Consider the following 22781-nt stretch of genomic DNA (forward strand, 5'->3'; position numbering starts at 1 on the left):
GTCGATTGGAAAACGACGCAACTCTTCAACGTCGGTATTCTATGTAACCTGCGCGCTGAATGACAGTACCGAAGGTTAAGGAGCTGTCAACGCTTGATAAATTGCAGTGAAACCCCAATGCTTAAGGGATCGTCCGCAAGGTTTTCAACACCGCTTGCACTGACCTGAAATCCACAACGGGAGTTGCCATGAACTTCAGCCTGAGCAGTAAACCGATCACCAGCACCGGGGCCGACAGCCTGGTCATTGCCCTTCCGGAACAGGGCACCTGGCCGGAATCCACCACCCAGGCCGACGACGCGCTGGGCGGTCTGATCAAGAAACTGCAGAAGGCCGGCGATCTCACCGGCAAAAACGCGACCGCCAACGTTATTCCCCTGGCAGACCAGCCCTGGGGTCGTGTAATCGTGGTCGGCACCGGCAAAGACAGCGACCGCACCCCCGCCAGCTACCGCAAGGCGCTCGTTGCCATGATGAGTCAGCTCAAAGATGGCCCCGCGAAGAGTGTCCTGATCGCACTGGCTGACACCCAGGTCACCGGCGAGGACGCGGTCAGCTCCGAGGGCGCCCGCCTCAGCCTGATCGGGCGCACGCTGGAAGATCAGCTCTACACCTTCAGCGACTTCAAGAGCGAGAAGCCCGCCGCGCGCAAACTGAACAAAGTGATGGTTGCCGCTTCCAGCGCCGGCAAGGCGCTCAAGGATGCCTTCAATCTCGGCCTGGCCACCGGCCGCGGCATGAACCTCACCCGGGATCTGGGCAACACCCCGCCCAACATCTGTCACCCGGAATGGCTGGCCCAGCAGGCGAAGAAACTGGCGAAGGACTATGACTGCATCAAGACCGAAGTACTTGATGAAAAGCAGATGGAAAAGATGGGCATGAACACCATCCTGGCCGTCGGCAAAGGCAGCACCCAGCCGCCGCGCCTGATCGTGATGGAATACCGTGGCGGCAAGGCCAAGGACAAGCCCCATGTATTGGTGGGCAAAGGCATCACCTTCGACACCGGCGGCATCAGCCTCAAGCCCGGCGAAGGCATGGATGAGATGAAATACGACATGGGCGGTTCCGCCAGCGTTTTCGGTGCCATGAAAGTCCTGGCTGAAACCCGGCCGAAGATTAACGTGGTGGCCGTGATTGCTGCTGCCGAAAACATGCCCGACGGCGGCGCGTCCCGCCCCGGTGACATCGTGACCACCCTCTCCGGCATGACCGTCGAAATCCTCAACACCGACGCCGAAGGCCGACTGGTGCTGTGTGACGCCCTCACCTACGTGAAGAAATTCGACCCGGCCGCGGTCATTGATCTCGCGACCCTGACCGGCGCCTGCATCATTGCCCTGGGCAACCACGCCACCGGCCTGCTGGCCAACAACGATGAACTGGCCAACGAACTGCTGGCCGCCGGCGAGCGCGCCGGTGACCGTGCCTGGCGCCTGCCCCTGTGGGACGAGTACCAGAGCCAGCTCGACAGCAACTTCGCCGACATGGCCAACATCGGTGGCCGCCCGGCCGGCACCATTACCGCGGCCTGCTTCCTGTCCCGGTTTGCCAAGGACTACCGCTGGGCCCACCTGGACATCGCCGGCACCGCCTGGCACTCCGGCAAAGCCAAAGGCTCGTCCGGCCGCCCGGTGCCTCTGCTGGTCGATTACCTGATGTCCCATGCAGGAAAGTAACCCGCACTCTCCTCCGGAGACCGGCAGCCCCGCTGTCGGGACTTCCGGACAGGACGACCGGAACCAACGCTACTGGTTTCACATCCTTGCCCAGAATACCCCGGCCGCCCGCAACCTCCACGCCGCCAAACTCGTGGACAAAGCCCGGCAGCAGGGCGACCGCGTGTGCATCGCCTGCGACAGCCCACGGCAGGCCGAGGAACTCGACGATCTGTTATGGAACTTCAGCCCCGACGCGTTCATCCCCCACAGCGTTGTTCCCGATTCCTCGACTACCTGCTCCGATCCCGTGGGCATTCTGCTCTGCCCTCCCGCGCCCGAGGACTGGGATACGGTGATCATTCTCTCGGCAACCCTGCCGGCGGATGCCGACCGGTTTAAACGGCTTGCTCTGGTGGCCCATAACGATCCGACGGTTCTGAACCAGGCGCGGTCGCATTTCAAACAGTTGCGGGCGCTCGGAATTGAACCCCGGGTGCACGATCTGAGGAAGCGTTAGGTTCGCCGCAAACAGGGCGACCATGTATAATCGGACCTCTCAATTTTCCCTTGTGAATCAACCAACGGTCACTGCAGAACCCCATGGAAAAAACCTACCAGCCAGAAAACATCGAGCGCCAGTGGTACGAAAACTGGGAATCCAAAGGGTACTTCCGCCCCAGCGGTGAAGGCCAGTCCTACAGCATCGCCATCCCGCCGCCCAACGTCACCGGCAGCCTGCACATGGGCCATGCGTTCCAGCACACCATCATGGACACCCTTACCCGTTTCAAGCGCATGCAGGGCCGCAACACCTTGTGGACCGTGGGCACTGACCATGCCGGCATCGCCACCCAGATGGTGGTCGAGCGCAAACTGGCCGCCGAAGAGGAAAAAACCCGCCACGATCTGGACCGGGAAGAATTCATCAAGCGCATCTGGGACTGGAAAGAGCATTCCGGCGGCACCATCACCCGCCAGATCCGTCGTGTCGGCAACTCCGTGGACTGGGACAACGAACGCTTCACCATGGACGACGGCTTCTACAAGGCCGTACAGGAAGTGTTCATCCGCCTGTATGACGAAGGCCTGGTGTACCGGGGCAAACGGCTGGTCAACTGGGACCCGAAACTGCACACCGCCATTTCCGACCTGGAAGTGGAAAACAAGGAAGAAAAAGGCTTTTTCTGGCACCTGCGTTACCCGCTGGCTGATGGCGCGCAAACCCGGGATGGCAAGGATTACCTGGTGGTCGCCACCACCCGGCCGGAAACCATGCTCGGCGACACGGCCGTGGCCGTGCATCCGGACGACGAACGCTACCAGCACCTGATTGGCAAGCACGTGATGCTGCCGCTGGTGAATCGCCGGATTCCGATTGTTGCCGACCATCACGCCGATCCGGAGAAAGGCTCCGGCTGCGTGAAGATCACCCCGGCCCACGACTTCAACGACTACGCCGTCGGCAAGCGCAACAACCTGCCGATGATCAACGTCATGACCCAGGACGCCAACATCCGGGACGTGGCCGAAGTATTCAATGCCGATGGCACCGAAAACACAGACATCGACGGCACCCTGCCGAGCGCCTACGCCGGATTGACCCGCGAGGCGGCCCGCAAACAGATCGTCGCCGACATGGAAGCCGAGGGCCTGGTCGAAAACATCGAGGATCACGTGCTCAGCGTTCCCCGGGGTGACCGCTCCGGCCTGATCATCGAGCCAATGCTCACCGATCAGTGGTTTGCCGATGCCAAGACCCTGGCCAAGCCGGCCATTGAAGCGGTAGAAGACGGCCGGATCCAGTTCGTGCCCAAACAGTACGAGAACATGTACTTCTCGTGGATGCGGGACATTCAGGACTGGTGTATTTCCCGCCAGCTCTGGTGGGGCCACCGCATCCCGGCCTGGTACGACGCCGAAGGCAGGATCTATGTAGGCCGTAACGAAGACGAGGTTCGCCAGAAGCATAACCTGGGCGCCGATCTGGAACTGAAGCAGGACGACGACGTACTGGACACCTGGTTCAGCTCGGCCCTGTGGACCTTCGGCACCCTCGGCTGGCCGGAGATCACCGAACGCCTGAAAGCCTTCCACCCTACCGACGTGCTGGTGACCGGGTTCGACATCATTTTCTTCTGGGTGGCCCGGATGATCATGATGACCATGCACTTCGTGAAGAACGACGACGGCACGCCCCAGGTACCGTTCAAGACCGTGTACGTCACCGGTCTGATCCGGGACGAGCATGGCGACAAGATGTCCAAATCCAAGGGCAACGTGATCGACCCGCTGGACATGATCGACGGCATCAGCCTGCCGGACCTGCTGGAGAAGCGCACCGGCAACCTGATGCAGCCGAAACTGGCGGAGAAGATCGGCAAACGCACCGAGAAAGAATTCCCCGAGGGTATCGCCGCCCACGGCACCGACGCCCTGCGCTTCACCCTGGCAGCCATGGCCACCACCGGCCGTGACATCAACTGGGACATGAAGCGCCTGGAAGGCTACCGCAACTTCTGCAACAAGCTGTGGAATGCCGCCCGTTACGTGTTAATGAACACCGAAGGCGAAGACTGCGGTGTCAACGAAGAGCCGGTGGCCTTGTCCCTGGCCGACCGCTGGATCATCAGCGAACTGCAACACTGCGAGCAGGAAGTGATCCGCCATCTGGATCAGTACCGCTTCGACCTGGCCGCCTACGCGCTCTACGAGTTCATCTGGAACGAATACTGCGACTGGTATCTGGAGCTTTCCAAGCCGGTGCTCAATGACGAAAACGCCACCGCCGAGGCGAAGCGCGGTACCCGCCGCACTCTGGTTCGGGTTCTGGAAGCCGTCTTGCGCCTGGCCCACCCGATGATGCCGTTCATCACCGAGGAAATCTGGCAGCGCATTGCGCCCCTGGCAGGCAAGACCGGTGACAGCATCATGCTGCAGGCTTACCCCCAGCCTGACGAAAGCAAGCAGGACGCTGCCGTCTCTGCTGATATCGAGTGGCTGAAAGGCGTGATCGTCGCTGTGCGCAACATTCGCGGCGAGATGAACATTTCCCCCGCGAAAAAGATCCCCGTTCTGCTGCGCGGCAAAGACGGCGACGATCAGCGCCGCATGAACGACAACCGCCAGTTCCTGAGCTCCCTGGCCAAACTGGAAAGCCTCGACTGGTTCGACGGTGATAAAGCCCCGATGTCCGCCACCCAGCTGGTTGGCGAGATGGAAGTACTGGTCCCCATGGCCGGCCTGATCGACAAGGACGCGGAACTCAAGCGCCTGGACAAGGAACTGGAGCGGCTGCAGAAAGAGATCGGCCGCCTCGAGGGCAAACTGGGTAACGAGAAGTTTACCGCCAAGGCCCCGGCCGAAGTGGTCGAGAAGGAGCAGGAGAAACTCCGTGACGCCCAAAGCAGCCAGGCTCGCCTGAGCCAGCAAAGGGCCGACATCGAGGCCATGTAACCGGTATGATCGGCATTCTCGGTGCGGGCTCGCTGGGCAGGCTCTGGGCCGCAACACTGCCCGTCGGCCGTGTTGCGTTCATTGCCCGGCCCGATGAGCCGACCGGCACCGATCTCAGTTACCGCTTCCGGCCCGTTAAAGGGCCGGAAACAACGATCCGGATTCCCTTTGTCCGCCCCGGTGACGAGCCTGGGTTAATCCTGGTCACCACCAAGGCCGGCGACACCGTTGACGCCATTTCCGGTGTGATTAATCGATTACCCGGCGCCACTCCGATACTGCTGTTTCAAAACGGCCTCGGCAGCCAACAGGCGGTGGCCGCCCAATGGCCGCATCACCCCATCCTCGCGGCGAGCACGACTGAAGGCGCCAACCGACCAGACCCGGACCTGTTGGTCCACGCCGGCAGCGGTGACACCTGGATCGGTGCCATGACAGATCCCGCCAGAGCCTGCGTTGACAACGTCATTGCAATGTTCCAGGCCACCGGCCTCAAGGTTCATCAGGAGCCCGATATCCTGCAGCGGCTCTGGCAGAAGCTCATCATCAATGCAGGCATCAATCCTTACACCGCCATCCTGGATTGCCCCAACGGCGAGATCCTTGCCTCCGCTCTCTACCAGAGCACCATTGACGATCTGTGCGGGGAGCTCTCCCGGCTGATGGCCGGCGCTGGCCAGGGCGAAAAGTCACCGGAGGCCCTGCGCCACCGCATCGAGCAGGTTGCGAGGAACACCGCCGGCAACACCTCGTCGATGCGCGCCGATGTACTCCACCACCGCCGAACCGAGATAGACTTTATTAACGGCTACCTGGCACGGCTGGGAAACGAACTCGGCATCGAAACACCGGTGAACCAAATGCTGACCGAACGGGTACAACAACTGTCGTCACCTTAACAGGAGCAAACTGATGGGCAATCGCCTTTCCAAGATTTACACCCGCACCGGAGATGATGGCTCCACGGGTCTTGCCGACGGCAATCGCATTGCCAAGAACGCGCAGCGGGTTGAAGCCATGGGAACGGCCGATGAGCTGAACTGCCACATCGGCTTGTTGATCGAAACCCTGGACAGCGACGACGAACTGGTCACAAGCCTTCGCCGCATCCAGCACCATCTGTTTGATCTGGGTGGTGAATTCGCCATTCCGGGCAGCCGGGTCATCAGCGATGACCACATCGAATGGCTGGAAAACACCCTCGACCAGTACAACGAAAGCCTGCCGCCGCTGAAGAACTTCATCCTGCCGGGCGGCACTCCGGCGGCCGCCCAGTGCCACCTTGCGCGCGCGGTATCACGCCGGGCTGAACGTGTGGTGGTAGCCCTTGGCCATGAAGACTCCATCAATGCCGCTTCCAGGCACTACCTGAATCGCCTGTCGGACCTCTTGTTCGTTCTTGCGCGGGTGCTGGCTCGCCGGGATAACGGCGAAGAGATTCTCTGGGAACAAAAAAAATCCGGCCTGTGATGGCCGGATTTTTTTAGCGGAGTACTTGCTGAGCTCAGACCTTGAACGCCTCCACCAGACGTTGCAGCGATGCGGTGAGTTCCGACATCTGCCGGGATGAACCCAGGGTCTCCTCGGCGTTGCTCGCGGTGGTCCGCCCCAGCACGCTGATCTGCTCCACGTTGTCGTTGACGTTTTTGGCAACAGCGGACTGCTCTTCCGCCGCCTGGGCGATCTGATGGCTCATATCCACGATGGTCGAGATGCCCCGTGCAATCCGGTCCAGCGCCTCGGTCACTTCGGATGACTTGCGCACGGTAGTTTCAGTGACTTCGTGGCTGTTGGTCATCGCCGACACCGCATCTTTAACGCCGTTCTGCAGGCGGGAAATCATCTCTTCTATTTCTTCTGTGGATTTGTGCGTGCGCTGTGACAAGGATCGCACCTCGTCCGCCACCACAGCAAAACCCCGACCCTGCTCGCCGGCTCGGGCAGCCTCTATGGCCGCGTTCAGGGCCAGCAGGTTGGTCTGCTCCGCAATGGCCTTGATCTCCACCAGAACCTGACTGATGTTGTTGCTGTCGGCACTGACCCGGTTGATCACCTCAACAGCACCGGCGATTTCGGTAGCAAGTTGGTTGATGGTAGCAACGGTGTCCGCCACCACTTCCCGACCTTTTTCGGTGTCGCTCTCCGCAGTTCCCGCACTGTCTGACACCCGGTGGGCGCTTTCTGTGACTTCGTGAACCGCCTCCACCATCTGGGCCATGGCCTCGTTGATCTGGCCAGACTCTTCCATCTGCCGGGCAACCGCCTCACTGTTGGCGGAGGCCGTATCCTTCACCCGGGTCGCCTGCTGATCCACTTCCGATGTGGTACGGGTCACGGAACGCACCAGCTCGGCAATGCGATCGGTCATGTTGTTGAACTCTGTGGTCAGCTCACCCAGTTCGTCTCGGTTCTCCAGCTGGATATGGGTGGTCATGTCCCCTGCCGCCACGCTCCGTGCTGCTGTACTGAACTGGTTGATGGCGGTTCGCACCGACATGAAGAAGCCGATGTAGAGATAAACCACGATCAGCAGAACCACAATCAGTGCCACAATAATCAACTGGCGCTGACGCATTTCGCCCTGCAGGCGGGAGTCGAGGTTAGCCCCCACCACATCGAATACCGTGTCCTTCAGGCTGCTGTAGTGGGCTAGCTCACTGGCGATGAAGCCATCGAACTCCTGCCATGGCAGCTCCAGGCGCATGGGCGTAATGACGTTAACGTCGAGCTCGTTACGGACGTTCTCCAGACTTGCATTGATGCGCTCTGCCGTTGCGGCGCCCTCGTCCGCAAATCGCGGGGAAGCATCCAGCGCCACGGCCAAAGCAGGTGCAAGCAATGAGCCGCGATTGGTCAATTCATCGTAAATTTCATTAAGACCATCGCTGAGGTTATAGCCCACCTGCCCTTCAACCAGTGCAAAAATGCCAAAAGCGCGGGCACGGCCCACAACATTGCGGGCATCCGGCAACGCCTGCCGCACCAGCCCCAGCATCAGCAAGTTGTCCCGAGACGCATCCTGGCCCAGACCGGAAATCTCGATCGTCGCCGACAGCATGGCGCGGACTTTCTGAACAAACCCCTGGTAGTACTTGAACTGGGGGTCGATGTTGCCCTGATAGCTGTCGGCGCTGCGCAGGGCCTCCCACTCTTGCTTTAACTGAACGATCTGCTGATTCCAGTTTCCCGAAGTATCGAATGCCAGGTCGCGGGTTGAGAGTTCATCGAGAATGCGGCTGATGGTCTCGGCCGCCTCATCGGATCGGTCCAGCAACGCCGTTTCGTCCTTGACCTTGCCAGGGGCACGGTAATCCCGGTAATCAAATGCAGCATCCAGCAGCGTGTCCACCTGCTCCAGTTGTCGCAGGCCTTCCACGCCCCGGGTCATGGTGTCCACCGAACGATTGAGCTCGCTGATCACCAGCCAGGAAAGTCCGCCGATCGGAAGCAGGAACAGCACGCTAATCAGGCTGAACTTGTAAAACATTGGCAGCCGATTCATTAGCGCGACTGCAGGTTTTATTAGTTGTTTCACATTTGCCCCCGCACAGTGTTTCAAAAAGATGAAACGTGATTCCCTTTTCTATATTGTCGCCTAAAGTACTAAAAACTTGAGGGCATTTTGGTGTTTATCTGTAATATTTGTTGCCATACCTGCCTCAGATGACCCCTGCGATCACCAGCAGCGCCATTCCGCACACCCACACCAGCATGCTCCGGTTCAGCAGATCCCGGATCGCAAGCAGGCTTTTACTGCCGAATTGCCCCCACTCCTCCGGGTGCACCCGGGAAAAACCGGCAGGGTCCAGTGCGTAGCCGGTCAGCGCACCGTTGGCGGCCGTCATCAAGACGTCCGCGGGACTCAGATGCGGGGCAAGCAGCCCACTCCGGGCCTCCCTGAGCCAGCCGGCCAGGTCGCCAGCCAGGCCAAAGGTGAACGCCAGCAAACGCACCGGTATCCAGGCGGCCAAAGCGGCCATCCGCGCAAAGCGGGGGCGGGCAGCAGCCTGTGGCCACTGCTCCTGCAAGGCAACCAGGCCGCGGGCCAACAGTGCCAGCCCGATGCCCCCCACTGCATACCAGAAGGCCACGAGGAAGAAGCGCTCGAACAGGGTGGCCATCAGTTTTCTGCAGAGGGACAAGTGCATTTCATCCGGAGAGAGCGCCTGACCGCGCTCTGCCGCCGGCAGCGAATCCTGGATGTGATGCCACGCGCCCTGCATATCGCCCCGGCTCCACGCCTCACCGTAGGCCTGTAGCTGGGATTTCCAGCCGGGCGCGCCCATCAGCAAAAGTAGCAATCCGAACTCCAGCGGATAAAGCGCCAGTCGCCAGCCTGTCTGCTGCGCCGTCCATACCAGCCCCACAAGCAACACCGATGGCAGCACCACTCGCAGCAGGCCGCGCCATACTTCGGCCTCCTGACCCGCGGCTGCTTTACGCCCTGCGTGAAACCAGGCCCGCCACAGGTCGTCACCGGGCAGAGCACCCACCAGGTCCAGCCGACGGCGCACCAGCCAGGCCAGCAGGAAGGTCACCAACACCATTACCCGGGCTCCCCGGCATCGGCGCCAAGCGCGAGCAATTGCTGGTGATAATGTGCCCAGTCGAATGCCGGCCCGGGATCGGTCTTTCTGCCGGGGGCGATATCACAATGCCCGGTAATCCGGTCACGGGTGATCCTCGGCCATGCGCTCATCGCGAGGGCGGACAACGCGGCCAGGCTCTGATATTGCTCCGGGGTATAGGGAATGTCGTCAGCGCCTTCCAGTTCGATGCCAATGGAAAAGTCATTGCACTCGTCTTCGCCCTGGAAGCAGGATCTGCCGGCATGCCAGGCGCGGTCGAGGAAGCTGACAAACTGGACCACGGTGCCGTCCCGGCGAACCAGTGCGTGGGCCGACACCTTCATTCCGGCAATGGTCTCGAAATAAGGGTGTTCGCAGGCATCGAGGGAATTGCAGAAGAAGCGCTCAATGGCGTCACCACCGAACTGCCCCGGCGGCAGGCTTATGTTATGGACCACCAACAGGGAAATGTCGGCATTTTCAGGGCGCGGCCCAAAGTTTGGCGACGGACACCAGCGGGCCCAGGACACCCGCCCGCTTCGGCGCAGACGGTCAATGGATGCACTGGTGCAAGGGGCCGGGCTTTGGGATTGAATCGAGTCAGGCACGGTAATTCCAGCAAGTTCGTAGCTGTGAGTAACGGCCTGATTGAATCACAAAGCCGAACGGGTTGCCACGCCCGTTCAGTCTTTGCGGCTGCTGCGCAGATTATCGATGATGGATTCCAGCGCCCGATCAAAGATCAGCCCGTCATCCAGCAGCGTAATCTCATCCTCCGCCATTGCAGCGGCTAACTGGTCGCGCTGGTACTCTGCAACCTTGGCACCACTGCGGTTGACGAAAATGTACTTGCCGGTGGCCTTGATGAAGGCAGCCAGTTTACAGCGAGTGCGGGTGCCTTCGCGGCTCAGCTCAATCCACGAACCAACCCGCAACCGATCCGCTTTCTCGAGCCACGACGGATCCACACTGGACGCGTCGTCATTGGAGGCTTTCACGGCAACCGGCTCCTCGACCGGAGGCGCGGGCTCTGCGGGGACAAACGCCTCCTGTTCCAGTTGCTGCGGCTCGGGCGTCGGTTCTGGCTCCGGTGCAGCCGGAGAGGTGACCAGCCGCTGGAATACATCAACGTGAACCAGCTCAAGATCGCGGATCAGTGTGTCGGTGGCAAAAGGATCCCAGGAAATCTCCTGCAGGGCATGGCGCAGGTCGTCAACAATCGAGGGAATGGCCCGCAACAACTCCGTGCGGGTGGATTCGGTGACCGGCCGCGGATCGACGCTCCACACCAGTTTGCGGGTCAGCTCACCGGCCCGCGCCCACGCCTGGCTGTCCTCCCCTTCCCGCAGCACCGTCCACTGCAGGAACTTGCTCCAGGCCTCGGACAACAGGCCCTGCAACGGCTCAGGCAACTCATGCCCGGCGGTCGATTCACTTATTAGCTCGCTGGCAGATGCTGCCGCCCGCTCCTGCCTTGCCCGCCCCTCTTCGGCGTCGCGCAGACGTTGCTCGACCAGTTCCCGACGGCGGCGGTCCAGATCCATGAAATGACTGAAATCGCTGAGCAGTTCCTCGAACAATTCGACATTGTTGGTGAACTCGTTGAGCACCCGATCCACCACCGACTCGATCTTTTCCCGCAGCGGGTCACGCTGACCGGCCTTCTTCTCGCTCCAGCCAATCGCCGACATGGCCAGCTCGTTCAGCAATTTGCGAACCGGGTGACCACCGCGGTTGAAAAAATTCTTGTCGCTAAGGGCGACTTTCAGAACCGGGATCTGCAGTCGACCGATCATCGCCTTCATGACCGGGTGAAGCTGACGATCCTCCAGAATGAAATCAAACAGCATCGACACCAGGTTAATGACATCACTGTCCACCTGGCCCACGGTGTAGGCGTTGCCATCCTCCCCTCGCAGAACCGGCACAAGCTGCTCGCTCAGCGGCGGCACCCGCCCTTCGCTCCATTCTGACGGGAGTGCTTGCGCCTCGTTCAGGCGGTTCAACAGAGTAGTGGTGTTGAGGACAGCGTGACCGCCGGCGCCGGTGCCACCGTCGCCCGCGCCTCGGCCCTGATGTAACAACGCGCTCAGTTCAGAGAACGTCACCCCGGACGACTCGCCAGTTACCGGCCCTGTCGCGCCGGCACCGGGGGCCAGCGGTGGTGACTGGCCCGGGACGGAAGACGACGGCGGTGCGACGGCGCCGCGACGTGATGATGCGGGCGGGTGGCCACCAACGGGAGGCCGCTTCATGTCCGGAAGCACCCCTTCGGCAATCAGTGTCGTGTTGGCTTCCTGATAAAGCTGGCTGAGTTTGTCCCCCAGCAGTCGATCAAAAAGCTTGAGAACCACCAGTTTGGCGCGAATGTCGATGTCGAGATCAGCGCAGGCTTCGCCAACGCCCCCGCAGATCACTTCCGGGCTGAGCGGCATCTGGCCATCTGACAACGCCATGTGCGGCAACAGGTGCGCCACGCGGGCGTTCAGTAACCGGATCGCCTCACCGTGCTGATTCCGCAACTTGTTGACCAGGTTTTCAATAGCGACCTTCTGCTCCAGCTCGGAATGGTCAAGCAGCGTCAGCGAGTCCTGGTCAACCTCATCGAGACTGCCGCCTGCGTTGGCGGGATTGAACTTCCCGATGTCATTGAAAGCACGACTCACATATTGCAGCATCGACACCGTCATCGCCTTGCGGCGCAACCGGAGTTCCCTCATGGCGTCGAAATAGGCAGTCTGGTCCTGATTGGACCGGGCTTTGTCTGCCAGCTCGAACAACGCGTCGTCAGCCCGGTCGAAAAACCCGGCAAGCACCGTCTTGAGTGACTGACCAGAAACGTCACGCAGCCTCACCAGGGCATGGGGTAATGCGAAGCCGCCTCCGGTTTTCTGGGTTGCAAAACTGACTACCTTGTTATCCTGCGCCATGAGGCTGCTCCGGAGGTCAACTGGTCAAGATCGGGGGGAAATTTCTACTTAATATCTTAGGCTTTGCCAGCGTCACCTTGTGTCAGAATTTGTCACCTTTTGTGATCAGGGGACCCAGTTCACATTCTAGCAGTCCATCCGATCCCGTTTGTTCAATTCGATCGCTGCCTATAGAATCACGCCTCGGGCCATCAGCCCCCACTGACTCACACCGAAAACCGGACCGCCGCCATGATCCCAGCCGAACTGCTTCGTCAATCCCGCGTTGAAACCGTTGCCCAAAGCCTGCGTGAAGATGTAGGAGATGGTGACATTACCGCGCGGCTGATCCCCCAGGAGCGGACAGGCAGTGGCCAGGTGATCACCCGTGAGGCTGCGGTATTGGCAGGCCGCCAATGGGTTGAGGAGGTATTCCGCCAGGTGGATCCGGCGGTAACGCTGACCTGGCTGGCACAGGACGGTGACCGAGTGGACGCAGACAGCGTGCTGTTCCGCTTTGAAGGGCCTGCCCGCAGCCTGCTCACTGCGGAGCGGGCGGCACTGAACTGGCTGCAGACGTTGTCAGGCACCGCTACCGTCTGTGCAGACTACGCCTCGCAGGTGGCCCACACCGGCGTGCGCCTGCTGGACACCCGCAAAACCCTCCCCGGGTTGCGTCTGGCGCAGAAATACGCAGTCACCTGCGGGGGCTGTTTCAACCACCGCATCGGTCTCTGGGACGCGTTTCTTATCAAGGAGAATCACATCGCCGCGTGCGGCTCTATCGCCGCAGCCGTGAACGAGGCCCGGCGCATCGCTCCGCACAGGCCGGTGGAAGTGGAAACGGAAAACCTTGATGAGCTTGAACAGGCGCTGGCAGCAGGTGCTGACATCATCATGCTTGACGAATTCCCACTGGCCGACATGGAGCGCGCGGTCGCCACGGCCAAGGGAAAAGCAAAACTGGAAGCGTCCGGCGGCATCAACGCGCAGACCCTGATTCCCATCGCTGAGACCGGGGTGGATTTCATTTCCATTGGCGCCCTGACCAAGGACGTCAGGGCCATCGATCTGTCAATGCGACTGGACTGAAGGCACCGTCAGGAACGACCGGAAAGTAGCCGGTCCATCTCTTCCAGCGCCCTAATCAGGCCCGCACCGGATTCCGGCCGCCCGCGAAAGTGTTCTTCCGCCATGGGCGCCATGCCGGACACCTGAGGGAGCGGATGATCGCTTTCCACCAGCACTTTCATCCGCGCAACGAACACAAACTGCAGCCACTGGGTAAACTCCAGGGTATCGATGCAGAACGGCTGGGGACTGCGAAACGCCTCCTCGGGTGGCGATTCACTCTCCCAGGCGCCCAACTGACGAAGCTCGAGTTCTATCTTCAGCAGGCTGTCGGCAACCTCACTGATCCGATCGGGTGACGTGGCCATAGTGGTCCTTGGTCAGTCGGCGAGCGGTTCCAGCTCCACGGTTTCACCGTGAAGTACCCGGAACAGGTCTTCGTACTGCCTGGTCAGTGCATGTTTTGGCGCCATATGAATCAATGGCTGCCGGCTCTGGTGGGATTCTTTCATTTTGACGGAACTCGACAAACGCACCGGAAGTACCGGCAACCCCTCTTCCATCAACTCACGAACGAGCTGCTTGGGCAGGCTCGCCCGCGGCTGGAACTGGTTGGCAACAATGCCTTCGACCACCAGATCCTCATTATGATCTTCCTGCAAGTCACGGATCTCATTGAGAATATTGTAGAGAGCCTGGCGCGAGAAGTCGTCACAATCGAAAGGAATCAGGCACCGCTGGGCCGCGATCAGGGCTGAACGGGTGTAAAAGTTCAGCGCCGGCGCGGTGTCGATATAGATCGCATCGAAGGTTTCCCCCAGCTTCTTCAGGGCCTCTCTCAATTTATAGATCTTATGCTTTGCCTCCAGCTTGCGCTCGAGGAAATCCAGTTCGGGACTGGACGGCATGACAAACAGGTTGTCGAACGGGGAGGCATGGACAAATTCGTCCGGCCGGCGATTGAAAACGGTAAACGCCACCGTCTGCTCCAGCATGTCCGCGACCGTATCCCGCAACTCACTGGCCGGCTTGCCCAGCAGGTAGTGAGTGGAATTGCCCTGGGGATCGAGATCCACCACCAGCGTGCGTTTACCCCTGGCTGCACTGATTGCCGCCAGATTGCAGGTAATGCTGGACTTCCCCACACCACCTTTCTGATTGAATACGACTCGTCTCATTACTCCCCCTGACATGCTACCGGCAGTGACTGGCATAGCCAGCCTCCCGGACGTTCCGATGTTATTCTTAGGTTCCCGGGCGATTACCAGCCCATGACCGATTTGACAAATGGTATGGTCAGACGACGCTGCGCCTGCAGAGAATTTTCATCGAGCCGGTCGAGAATTGCCAGTAGCTCACCGAGTTTTCTTGGCGCCCGACGCAGGATAAAACCGGCCACCTCGTCCCCCATCACCAGACCACGCTGTTCGGCCCGCGCCATGAGAATTCTCAGGCGATCGTCGTCACGATAGATACCCAACTGCAGCAACAGGCCATGGGACAACCGGGACACCAGATCGGCGAGTACCAGAGCCGACGCCGCCGGCACATCCGACAGGCTGACGATCAGCAGGTTGCCGTTGTCGAGCACCCGATTGTAAAGGTGGAAAATCGCCTCTTCCCACTCTTTCCGGCCGGCAACGAGGTCGACATCATCAAGGCAGATCAATGCCTGATGTTCAAGGCCCGCCAATGCTTCTGGCCCAAACGGCAACAGCTCTTCGATGCTGACACAGACCGCACCCTGACCGCGACTTTCGGTGAAGTGACAAGCCGCCTGCAGCAGATGGCTTTTGCCGGTGTCGGCATCTCCACATACCACCACAACGGGAATGCCCCCACTGGCACTGCAGATGGACCTCAGGCGAGCGGCCGCATCGGCGTTGCGGTCACCGTGAAAATTGTCGAACCGCGCATCGTCCCGCAGTTTCACCCCGAGGACCATCTGAGAGGCACTCACTGTCGTTTCGCCCTCCACGCCCTTGCGCTCCACACCACCAGATAGTGGCCACCGCTGAAGATCGCCGATGCCGTCACCAGTATGATGCCAACATCACGGACCCAGGGCTGCATCGGGAGCCCGGCGAGCAGGATAATAATCGCGAGCACCACCAGGATCTGTACCAGCGTATTGAGCTTGCCGGGCAGGCTGGGTTCCATTTCAAACCGACCCACGCCGTAGTGAAAGGCCATACCACCGACCACAATCAGTAAATCTCTGCCAAGGACCAGCGCGAACAGCCATATTGGCAGCACGCCGTTGAGCGTAAGCATCAGGTAGGCGGTAATCAGCAGCGCCTTGTCCGCCAGCGGATCCGCAATGGCCCCCAGGCGCGACTTCCAGTTGAAATGCCGGGCCAGAAAACCGTCGAAGGCGTCGGTGGCCGCAGCCACAAAAAAAATAATCAGGGCCAGCCGGTACTGCGCCGCCAGCAGCGCCGCCGCAAACGGCACGATGAGCAGAATACGCAAGAACGTCAGGGCATTGGGTATCCATCGCCACTGTTGCGTCATTCGCAGGCTCCTTCTGCCGCTGGCTTACTCCCCGGCATCCGAACCGATTACCGACGCCGGCTGCCAGCGATAATGAAGAATCTCATAGAGGGATTCAAATGCTTCCTCTGCCTCTTCGGCATCGGCAAGCAGTGGTTGATAGGCAAACAGCGGGTCTGACAAAGGGTCTACCGGCTCGGCTTCTGGCTCGCCGGGCCCTGCAGCCGCTTCGGCAGGCCGGGACGCCTCACCAGCCGTGTTGTCAGTGTTGCTGCCGGGGTCGCCGCCGGCGTTTCGGCGCTCACTCTCCGATAAAGGAACAAATCGGGTGTCCAGTGCAATGTACTCCCGCAGCTGTTCCAGCTCACCGGAGAACGCCACCCGCAAAGTCAGCTGGTCACCGGCCACACGAGAGGCGTTAACGTCCTGAACTGGCGTGAGGTCGTCCAGTACATCCACGATGTTGCCGTAATCCTTCAGCGTCGCCACACCACTGATCACAATATCCACTTTTGGCAACTCATCGACATCGCCGGCGGCTACCGCATAGCGGCTGGCGAAAGCCTCGGCCCACAGCCCAATGACCTCTTCGGCCAGTTGTTGCTCAGTGTCGGCCGTCACGGACTGTTCGCCTTCGTCCATTCCCATACCGTCGAAGATCCAGCCAGCGCGCCACTGCCCACCGGAGCGGCTGACCCGAACGAGCGCCATCACATCATGGCCGATGTCTTCCGAGGACGATTTAACGCGGGAGGTAAACTGCCCCCAGATGTCGGAGAGCAATTCCCGGTCGCTGGCCATCGTTTCCGGCGGCAGGGTAATCGGCAGCCCGCGATCCAGCGCTGCCTGACTGAACGCCCGCGACCAGCGGGTATCACTGCCACCACCGGTCTGGTCTGTGGACCCCGAACGGGTCAGCAAAGTGCGGGAGCCACGCTCCTCCACCGCCACCCACGCCAGGGTCAATGGCCGGTTGGCGCCCCACACCGGTGCGTTTACCGACGCCAGGGCGTTGTTCACGCCGACCGCTCCGAAGGTCATTCGCAGCAGGTCCCCGCTGTTGCTGCGCAGTACCTGATAGGACTGCAACAGGGTTTCAGCATCACCAAGCAGCGCCCTCACGCCCTCATTATTAAGGACATCACGGCTTCCGGATACCCGGACAAACACTTTCGCCAGCCCATCGGAGTAGCCCTGGCTCAGCTCTGCCGGACTGGATCCGCGAACGGGGACCTCCACGGAGTAAAGCCCGGTCACCGTCACCGCGCTTGCGGGGGCCGCTACCGCCGCCAGCAGAACAGCGCTGACGAGCACCAGCCGTCGGATCATTTGCGCCGCCTGTGTCGAGATTCGTCCTGATAATGACATGAAACACCCTGCAATTCGCCTGAATGGCGCATAGGATACACCAAGGCCCAAGGCGTGAGTAGCTAACGGGGATTTCGGAAAATCAATTTGGAGCGCCACCTCTCACCTGTTAAAATCCGCCGCCTGACCCACTGGCCAAACGGTTAAGCACACCATGAGCGAACAGAAGCCCTCCCTCACCTACCGGGACGCAGGCGTTGATATTGACGCCGGAAACGAACTCGTTAACCGCATCAAGGACACCGCGGCTCGCACCCGTCGTCCCGAAGTGCTCGGAGGGCTCGGCGGTTTCGGCGCAATGGTCGCCATTCCCGCCGGCTACCGCGAGCCGGTTCTGGTATCCGGTACCGACGGCGTGGGCACCAAGTTACGCCTGGCCATGCAGCTGGGCAAGCACGACTCCATCGGGATCGACCTGGTGGCCATGTGCGTCAATGACCTGGTGGTTGGCGGTGCGGAACCATTATTCTTCCTCGATTACTACGCCACCGGCAAGCTGAACGTGGACGTAGCAACCCAGGTGGTTTCCGGCATTGGTGAAGGCTGCGAACAGGCCGGCTGCGCACTGGTCGGGGGCGAAACGGCGGAAATGCCGGGCATGTATGAGGGCGACGATTACGACCTCGCCGGTTTCTGTGTTGGCGTGGCCGAACGTAGCGAAATCATTGACGGCAGCCGGGTTCAATCCGGAGATGTGCTGCTGGCGCTGGGCTCATCCGGCCCCCACTCCAATGGTTACTCGCTGATTCGCAAGATCCTTGAGGTCAGTGATGCCGATCTAAGCCAGCCGATGGGCGATGCCACCCTTGCGGATGCGTTGATGGCTCCCACCCGCATTTACGTGAAGAACCTGCTGCAACTGATCCGCGAAGTGGACGTGCGGGCCCTGTCGCACATTACCGGCGGCGGGCTTCCGGAGAACATTCCCCGGGTGCTGCCGGACGGCACCGTGGCGGCCATCGACACCAACAGCTGGACACTGCCAGCGGTATTCCAGTGGCTGCAAAACGCCGGCGGCGTTGCCATTGAGGAGATGTACCGCACCTTCAACTGCGGCATGGGCATGGTGATTTGCGTGCCGGCCAATCAGAAGGACCTTGCCCTCGATACGCTCAGGGCGATGGGCGAGAACGCCTGGCAGGTGGGCGTGATCGAAAGCAGCGACGACGCCGCGGCGAAACCGGTGGTGCGTTACGCACCGGGGCTGCTCTCAGAATGAATGCAGATCCGGCTCCGCTCCCCCGTATCCTGATTCTCGCCTCCGGGAACGGCACCAACCTGCAGGCGTTGATCGACGCCAGCCGCGAACGTGATTTTCCCGGCCAGGTGGTTGCCGTGGGCTGCAACCGCCCCGGCGCGTTCGCTCTGGAGCGGGCGGCGCAGGCCAACATCGATACCTTCGTTGTCGACCACAAGAAATACGACTCCCGGGAAGAATTCGACGGCGCCCTGATGGCCGAAATTCGTCGACACAATCCGGACCTGGTGGTACTGGCGGGCTTCATGCGAATTCTTACCACTGATTTTGTGCGTGCGCTGCGTGGCTCTTTGCTTAACATCCACCCTTCCCTGCTGCCGCGCTACACTGGCCTCAACACCCACCAGCGGGCGCTGGAAGCGGGCGACGAGGTTCATGGCGTATCCGTGCATTTTGTCACCGAAGAGCTGGACGGCGGCCCGGTGATTGCCCAGGCCGAGGTTACGGTAGATCCGGACGACACTGCGGAGTCTCTGGCGCAGAAGGTTCAACTCAAGGAACACCTGCTGTACCCGATCGTTGTACGCTGGTTCTGCGAGGGTCGTATCCAGCTCGGCAGCGATTACGTTCTGTTCGACGGAGAACTGCTGCGCAAGCCGATGCGGCTGCCTGACGAGCGCGTTACTCATTAAACAGATTGTCATCCTCCGGTCTCGCGGCGCGAGCTACACTGTGCTCATCATGTAGCCTCGCGCAACAGGAGCGCCTTTATGCCCGCAACCGTTATACGTCGATATGCCATTGCAATCCTTGCAGGGGTTACGCTGGCGGCCAACGTTGCTGCGCAGGAGCCGGATGCCAAATCGCCGCAGCCCGAAACCCTCCCCTCAGCAGCGGAAAGCCAGACCCCGCCCCTGCTCCCCCTCAAAGTCAGCTACACCGCCGCAATGGACAAGGGCATCTCCCTCAACGGCAGCGCGACCCGCACCCTGGAAGAACGCGACGACGGTACGTGGATCTACCGCACCAAGGTCGACTCCTTTATTGCCGACATTGACGAATCCCTGACCCTTCGCTGGGTCGACAATCGGGTGGTGCCACTGAAATACCGTTATCGCCTGTCGGGCTTCCTGATTCGCAATCGCGAAGAAACCATCGACTTTGACTGGGAAACCGGCGTGGCGAGTGGCCATCATGAAGGCGAACGCTTCTCTCTGGAACTGGAAGCCGGCGCGCTGGACCCGATGGGCTACCAGCTCCAGTTGCACCAGGACATACGCGCGGGCAAGCGGCAAATGGAATATCGGGTGATCGACAAGGGTGACTACGATACCGACCGGTTCGCGGTGATTGATAAAGAAACGCTCAATACCAACCACGGGCCGGTGGAGGCGCTCAAAGCGGAAAAGGTACGGGACGATGACAGCAAGCGACAGACGCTGATGTGGTTCGCCCCGGACCAGGAGTATGTACTGGTACGGCTGCTACAGGTGGAACCCGACGGCAGTCGCTATGAAATCCTCATCAACGACGCGGAAATTCGCCGCTAACCTGCCTCAGCCCAGACCGCTTTGACTTCGTCTGCGATGATGCGCAAACCTTCCGCCACCCGCTCGTCGTCCTGGGAGTAAGTCACTCGGAGACACTCGTGACGGTGCTGCCAGCCATCCTCCGGCAACCCCGGAAAGAAGTAGTGACCGGACACCACCAGCACACCGCGGGCCTTCAGGCGCTGGTACAACTCCAGGCTGGTGATCGGCAGGTCGGGAAACCATAACCACAGAAACATGGCGCCTTCGGGCTTGTGGACGTACCAGTGGCAACTGTCCTCACCCATGGCCTCCCGGAACACCGCAACGGCCTTCTCCATCTTGGTCCGATAAAACGGGCACACTACATCACGACTTAGCGACAGGATTTCTCCCGACCTCACCAGTGGCTCAGCGATCATCGCGCCGAAACTGCCGGTCGCCAGATTCATGATGGCGTTGATCCCGGATAACGCCTTGATCACCGGTTCGGCGGCGATCACGATACCGGTTCGTGCCGCCGGCAGGCCCAGCTTCGAGAGGCTCAGGCACAGGATAATCTGCTCGTTCCAGGTTGGTGTTGCCTCCACGAACAGCAGGCTGGGAAACGGGGTACCGTAAGCACCGTCAACGATCAGCGGCACGTCGTGCTGACGGGCCAGTTGTTCGAGCCTTGCCAGCTCGTCATCGGTGATGACGTTCCCGGTGGGGTTGGTCGGGCGCGAAACGCAGATGGCACCGGTCTCACCGGTGACTTCGACCGCGTCGAAGTCCACCCGGTACTTGAATTCGTGGGCGTCGGTGAAGGATATATCCGGCTGCACCGCGCGGAACAGGTCCTGTTCGATACCGGCGTCGGCGTAACCGATGTATTCCGGCGCCAGCGGCAGCAGTATGTGCTTGCGATGCCCGTCGCCGTAGTCGCCGGCAAACATGTTGAACAGCATGAAAAAGGCGGCCTGACTGCCGTTGGTCAGGGCAATGTTCTCGGGCTTCAGACCCCAGCCATACTCTCGGTTCAGCAGGTCCGCCAGGGATGCAATGAATTGCTTTTCGCCCTGCGGCGGATCATAGACCCCCACCAGCCGGCGCATATCCGCCGGATTCCCGGTAATGTCCGTCAGGATCTCACGCACCCGCTGCTGGACCTCCGGAATGTGCCCGGGATTGCCGCCGCCCATCATGATCATGTCGTCGCCCGCGGCCAGCGCGTTGCCCAGATCATCCATCAAGGAAGTGATACCGGCATCGGCGGTGAATTTCCGGCCAAACGCTGAAAGCTTCATGAACCTTACCAATTCAACAGAGGATTACAGATATGAGTGTAGGCCAGTGCCACCGCAACCGCCGGCTCAGTCTCCGAGGGAGACCCCCAGGTTACTCACGCCGTCGTTCACTGCCCGCTGGCGCAGGCGCTCGACAAACTGACTGGTGGGTGTGCGCTGACGCTTCAGCTCAAGCACGAGATCCCGCTGAAATGCCTTGTCTTCTTTCATCAGCGGGTGCTGCTCCAACAATCGGACCAGCTCGTCTTCGTCGAGGTCTTCACCTTCCGACATCTCAACAAAATTCATAACAGTGGCCGTAGCCATACGGGCGGCATCGGTGGCCCGGTGCTTGCCGGGGTTCAGGCGGTTCAATAACGCCTGCTCGAGCAGCTGACAGAAATCGAATGCGGGGTAGACACCGTAGGCGTCGTAGGCGTTCACATCCGGTGACAACGTCTCCAGTTTGGCGAGAAGTTGCGGTATGGCCGCCTCAGAAGCATCTTTTTGCAGCATGTCCCAGGCCAGATCGAGGAGCTGGCGCATTTTGGCGCCGGTTTTCAGCTCAACGGCCTCCGCAAACAACGCATAGTTGGGAAACGAGCGTTCAGCCAGCGCCAGCAGGAAGGCGCATTCCCGCCAGCCCTGGAGTTGAGAGACTGCCTTGAGGAACTGGTTGGCGTTCATGTTTTCGGCAACGTGACACCGGTCTGGCCGAGGTATTTGCCGCCCCGGTCTTTGTAGCTGGTTTCGCAGATTTCGTCGGATTCGAAGAACAGCATCTGGGCCACGCCTTCGTTGGCGTAGATTTTCGCCGGCAGATTGGTGGTGTTGGAGAACTCCAGCGTAACCTGGCCTTCCCACTCCGGCTCCAGCGGCGTGACATTGACTATGATGCCGCAACGGGCGTAGGTGGATTTGCCCAGGCAGATGGTGAGCACGCTGCGGGGAATGCGGAAATATTCCACGGTGCGGGCCAGCGCAAAGGAGTTCGGCGGGATAATGCAGACGTCGCCGGTGTAGTTCACGAAGCTGTTTTCGTCGAAGTTCTTGGGGTCGACGGTGGCTGAGTGAACGTTGGTAAAGATCTTGAATTCGTTGCTACAGCGTACGTCGTAGCCGTAGCTGGAGGTGCCATAGGAGATTACGCGGCCCTTTTCGGTTTCACGGACCTGGCCGGCCTCGAATGGCTCGATCATGCCGTGTTCCTGGGACATCCGGCGAATCCACTTATCGGATTTGATGCTCATGGGTGAAGTCTCG

General features: G+C 60.4%; 21 protein-coding genes. 9 read left to right on the forward strand and 12 right to left on the reverse strand.

Translation table 11 applies throughout. The features are described 5' to 3' along the window. The first annotated feature begins 188 nt into the window (after positions 1-188). The 5 genes from DYI22_RS13130 (at position 189) to DYI22_RS13150 (ending at position 6587) form a co-directional block, all read left to right on the forward strand. Positions 189-1682 carry a leucyl aminopeptidase gene (locus tag DYI22_RS13130; RefSeq protein WP_213478546.1) on the forward strand — a complete coding sequence of 498 codons (1494 nt, stop codon included), beginning with the start codon at positions 189-191 and terminating at the stop codon, positions 1680-1682. Further along, positions 1669-2181, forward strand: coding sequence for a DNA polymerase III subunit chi (locus DYI22_RS13135; RefSeq protein WP_213478547.1), 513 nt, complete (start codon positions 1669-1671; stop codon positions 2179-2181). The genes DYI22_RS13130 and DYI22_RS13135 overlap by 14 nt, the downstream gene beginning before the upstream one ends. An 83-nt stretch (positions 2182-2264) precedes the next feature. Then, the gene (locus DYI22_RS13140) at positions 2265-5117 is read left to right on the forward strand and encodes a valine--tRNA ligase (protein ID WP_213478548.1); all 2853 of its coding nucleotides are present in this window, start codon (positions 2265-2267) and stop codon (positions 5115-5117) included. Positions 5118-5122: 5 nt separating this feature from the next. Continuing rightward, positions 5123-6016, forward strand: a complete 894-nt coding sequence (locus DYI22_RS13145) for a ketopantoate reductase family protein (RefSeq protein WP_213478549.1) — start codon at positions 5123-5125, stop codon at positions 6014-6016. Between the two features lie 13 nt (positions 6017-6029). Beyond that, on the forward strand, positions 6030-6587 hold the full coding sequence (locus DYI22_RS13150; RefSeq protein WP_213478550.1) for a cob(I)yrinic acid a,c-diamide adenosyltransferase: 558 nt from the start codon (positions 6030-6032) through the stop codon (positions 6585-6587). A 34-nt stretch (positions 6588-6621) separates the two neighbouring features. On the opposite strand, the gene DYI22_RS13155 is transcribed toward DYI22_RS13150, so the two are convergent. From DYI22_RS13155 to DYI22_RS13170, 4 genes are all read right to left on the reverse strand, one after another. After that, on the reverse strand, positions 6622-8604 hold the full coding sequence (locus DYI22_RS13155; RefSeq protein ID WP_228301013.1) for a methyl-accepting chemotaxis protein: 1983 nt from the start codon (positions 8602-8604) through the stop codon (positions 6622-6624). A 172-nt stretch (positions 8605-8776) separates the two neighbouring features. Then, positions 8777-9664, reverse strand: a complete 888-nt coding sequence (locus DYI22_RS13160; protein ID WP_213478552.1) for a histidine kinase — start codon at positions 9662-9664, stop codon at positions 8777-8779. Beyond that, positions 9664-10293: a 1,6-anhydro-N-acetylmuramyl-L-alanine amidase AmpD gene (ampD, locus tag DYI22_RS13165; RefSeq protein WP_213478553.1), complete on the reverse strand. Its 630-nt coding sequence runs from the start codon at positions 10291-10293 to the stop codon at positions 9664-9666. Before ampD ends, DYI22_RS13160 begins: the two co-directional genes overlap by 1 nt. A 75-nt stretch (positions 10294-10368) precedes the next feature. Beyond that, positions 10369-12615: a DUF1631 domain-containing protein gene (locus DYI22_RS13170; protein ID WP_213478554.1), complete on the reverse strand. Its 2247-nt coding sequence runs from the start codon at positions 12613-12615 to the stop codon at positions 10369-10371. A 231-nt stretch (positions 12616-12846) separates the two neighbouring features. Here DYI22_RS13170 and nadC point away from each other — a divergent pair, with 231 nt between their 5' ends. Next, positions 12847-13686: a carboxylating nicotinate-nucleotide diphosphorylase gene (gene nadC, locus DYI22_RS13175; protein WP_213478555.1), complete on the forward strand. Its 840-nt coding sequence runs from the start codon at positions 12847-12849 to the stop codon at positions 13684-13686. Between the two features lie 8 nt (positions 13687-13694). On the opposite strand, the gene DYI22_RS13180 is transcribed toward nadC, so the two are convergent. From DYI22_RS13180 to DYI22_RS13200, 5 genes are all read right to left on the reverse strand, one after another. After that, positions 13695-14033, reverse strand: a complete 339-nt coding sequence (locus tag DYI22_RS13180) for a YqcC family protein (protein WP_213478556.1) — start codon at positions 14031-14033, stop codon at positions 13695-13697. A gap of 12 nt (positions 14034-14045) precedes the next feature. Further along, positions 14046-14843: a ParA family protein gene (locus DYI22_RS13185; RefSeq protein WP_213478557.1), complete on the reverse strand. Its 798-nt coding sequence runs from the start codon at positions 14841-14843 to the stop codon at positions 14046-14048. An 83-nt stretch (positions 14844-14926) separates the two neighbouring features. Continuing rightward, positions 14927-15625 (reverse strand): DnaA regulatory inactivator Hda, encoded by a 699-nt coding sequence (hda, locus tag DYI22_RS13190; protein ID WP_213478558.1) that lies wholly within the window; start codon positions 15623-15625, stop codon positions 14927-14929. Further along, the gene (locus tag DYI22_RS13195) at positions 15622-16179 is read right to left on the reverse strand and encodes a CDP-alcohol phosphatidyltransferase family protein (RefSeq protein WP_213478559.1); all 558 of its coding nucleotides are present in this window, start codon (positions 16177-16179) and stop codon (positions 15622-15624) included. Before DYI22_RS13195 ends, hda begins: the two co-directional genes overlap by 4 nt. 24 nt (positions 16180-16203) lie before the next feature. Continuing rightward, positions 16204-17487: a DUF2066 domain-containing protein gene (locus tag DYI22_RS13200; RefSeq protein ID WP_213478560.1), complete on the reverse strand. Its 1284-nt coding sequence runs from the start codon at positions 17485-17487 to the stop codon at positions 16204-16206. A 193-nt stretch (positions 17488-17680) separates the two neighbouring features. Between DYI22_RS13200 and purM the strand changes: the two genes are divergently transcribed. The 3 genes from purM to DYI22_RS13215 all read left to right on the forward strand — a co-directional run bounded on the left by purM (position 17681) and on the right by DYI22_RS13215 (position 20274). Then, complete coding sequence (purM, locus tag DYI22_RS13205) at positions 17681-18745, forward strand: phosphoribosylformylglycinamidine cyclo-ligase (protein ID WP_213478561.1); 1065 nt, start codon at positions 17681-17683, stop codon at positions 18743-18745. Further along, positions 18742-19416, forward strand: a complete 675-nt coding sequence (gene purN, locus DYI22_RS13210) for a phosphoribosylglycinamide formyltransferase (RefSeq protein WP_213478562.1) — start codon at positions 18742-18744, stop codon at positions 19414-19416. Before purM ends, purN begins: the two co-directional genes overlap by 4 nt. Before the next feature lie 78 nt (positions 19417-19494). After that, a complete protein-coding gene (locus DYI22_RS13215) occupies positions 19495-20274 on the forward strand; it encodes a DUF3108 domain-containing protein (protein WP_213478563.1) in 780 nt (259 codons plus the stop codon). On the opposite strand, the gene DYI22_RS13220 is transcribed toward DYI22_RS13215, so the two are convergent. The 3 genes from DYI22_RS13220 to dcd form a co-directional block, all read right to left on the reverse strand. Beyond that, a complete protein-coding gene (locus DYI22_RS13220) occupies positions 20271-21539 on the reverse strand; it encodes a valine--pyruvate transaminase (protein ID WP_213478564.1) in 1269 nt (422 codons plus the stop codon). The genes DYI22_RS13215 and DYI22_RS13220 overlap by 4 nt on opposite strands. A 66-nt stretch (positions 21540-21605) precedes the next feature. Next, positions 21606-22205, reverse strand: a complete 600-nt coding sequence (locus tag DYI22_RS13225) for a YjaG family protein (protein WP_213478565.1) — start codon at positions 22203-22205, stop codon at positions 21606-21608. Continuing rightward, positions 22202-22768, reverse strand: a complete 567-nt coding sequence (gene dcd / locus DYI22_RS13230; protein WP_213478566.1) for a dCTP deaminase — start codon at positions 22766-22768, stop codon at positions 22202-22204. Before dcd ends, DYI22_RS13225 begins: the two co-directional genes overlap by 4 nt. Positions 22769-22781: the final 13 nt, after the last annotated feature.

This window comes from Marinobacter lipolyticus, assembly GCF_018424605.1.
Classification (GTDB): Bacteria; Pseudomonadota; Gammaproteobacteria; order Pseudomonadales; family Oleiphilaceae; genus Marinobacter; species Marinobacter lipolyticus_B.

Coding starts and splice junctions, on each gene's coding strand:
- DYI22_RS13130 (WP_213478546.1), top strand. CDS start 189: ATGAACTTCAGCCTGAGCAGTAAACCGATCACCAGCACCGGGGCCGAC.
- DYI22_RS13135 (WP_213478547.1), top strand. CDS start 1,669: ATGCAGGAAAGTAACCCGCACTCTCCTCCGGAGACCGGCAGCCCCGCT.
- DYI22_RS13140 (WP_213478548.1), top strand. CDS start 2,265: ATGGAAAAAACCTACCAGCCAGAAAACATCGAGCGCCAGTGGTACGAA.
- DYI22_RS13145 (WP_213478549.1), top strand. CDS start 5,123: ATGATCGGCATTCTCGGTGCGGGCTCGCTGGGCAGGCTCTGGGCCGCA.
- DYI22_RS13150 (WP_213478550.1), top strand. CDS start 6,030: ATGGGCAATCGCCTTTCCAAGATTTACACCCGCACCGGAGATGATGGC.
- DYI22_RS13155 (WP_228301013.1), bottom strand. CDS start 8,604: ATGTTTTACAAGTTCAGCCTGATTAGCGTGCTGTTCCTGCTTCCGATC.
- DYI22_RS13160 (WP_213478552.1), bottom strand. CDS start 9,664: ATGGTGTTGGTGACCTTCCTGCTGGCCTGGCTGGTGCGCCGTCGGCTG.
- DYI22_RS13170 (WP_213478554.1), bottom strand. CDS start 12,615: ATGGCGCAGGATAACAAGGTAGTCAGTTTTGCAACCCAGAAAACCGGA.
- nadC (WP_213478555.1), top strand. CDS start 12,847: ATGATCCCAGCCGAACTGCTTCGTCAATCCCGCGTTGAAACCGTTGCC.
- DYI22_RS13180 (WP_213478556.1), bottom strand. CDS start 14,033: ATGGCCACGTCACCCGATCGGATCAGTGAGGTTGCCGACAGCCTGCTG.
- DYI22_RS13185 (WP_213478557.1), bottom strand. CDS start 14,843: ATGAGACGAGTCGTATTCAATCAGAAAGGTGGTGTGGGGAAGTCCAGC.
- DYI22_RS13195 (WP_213478559.1), bottom strand. CDS start 16,179: ATGACGCAACAGTGGCGATGGATACCCAATGCCCTGACGTTCTTGCGT.
- DYI22_RS13200 (WP_213478560.1), bottom strand. CDS start 17,487: ATGATCCGACGGCTGGTGCTCGTCAGCGCTGTTCTGCTGGCGGCGGTA.
- purM (WP_213478561.1), top strand. CDS start 17,681: ATGAGCGAACAGAAGCCCTCCCTCACCTACCGGGACGCAGGCGTTGAT.
- purN (WP_213478562.1), top strand. CDS start 18,742: ATGAATGCAGATCCGGCTCCGCTCCCCCGTATCCTGATTCTCGCCTCC.
- DYI22_RS13215 (WP_213478563.1), top strand. CDS start 19,495: ATGCCCGCAACCGTTATACGTCGATATGCCATTGCAATCCTTGCAGGG.
- DYI22_RS13220 (WP_213478564.1), bottom strand. CDS start 21,539: ATGAAGCTTTCAGCGTTTGGCCGGAAATTCACCGCCGATGCCGGTATC.
- DYI22_RS13225 (WP_213478565.1), bottom strand. CDS start 22,205: ATGAACGCCAACCAGTTCCTCAAGGCAGTCTCTCAACTCCAGGGCTGG.
- dcd (WP_213478566.1), bottom strand. CDS start 22,768: ATGAGCATCAAATCCGATAAGTGGATTCGCCGGATGTCCCAGGAACAC.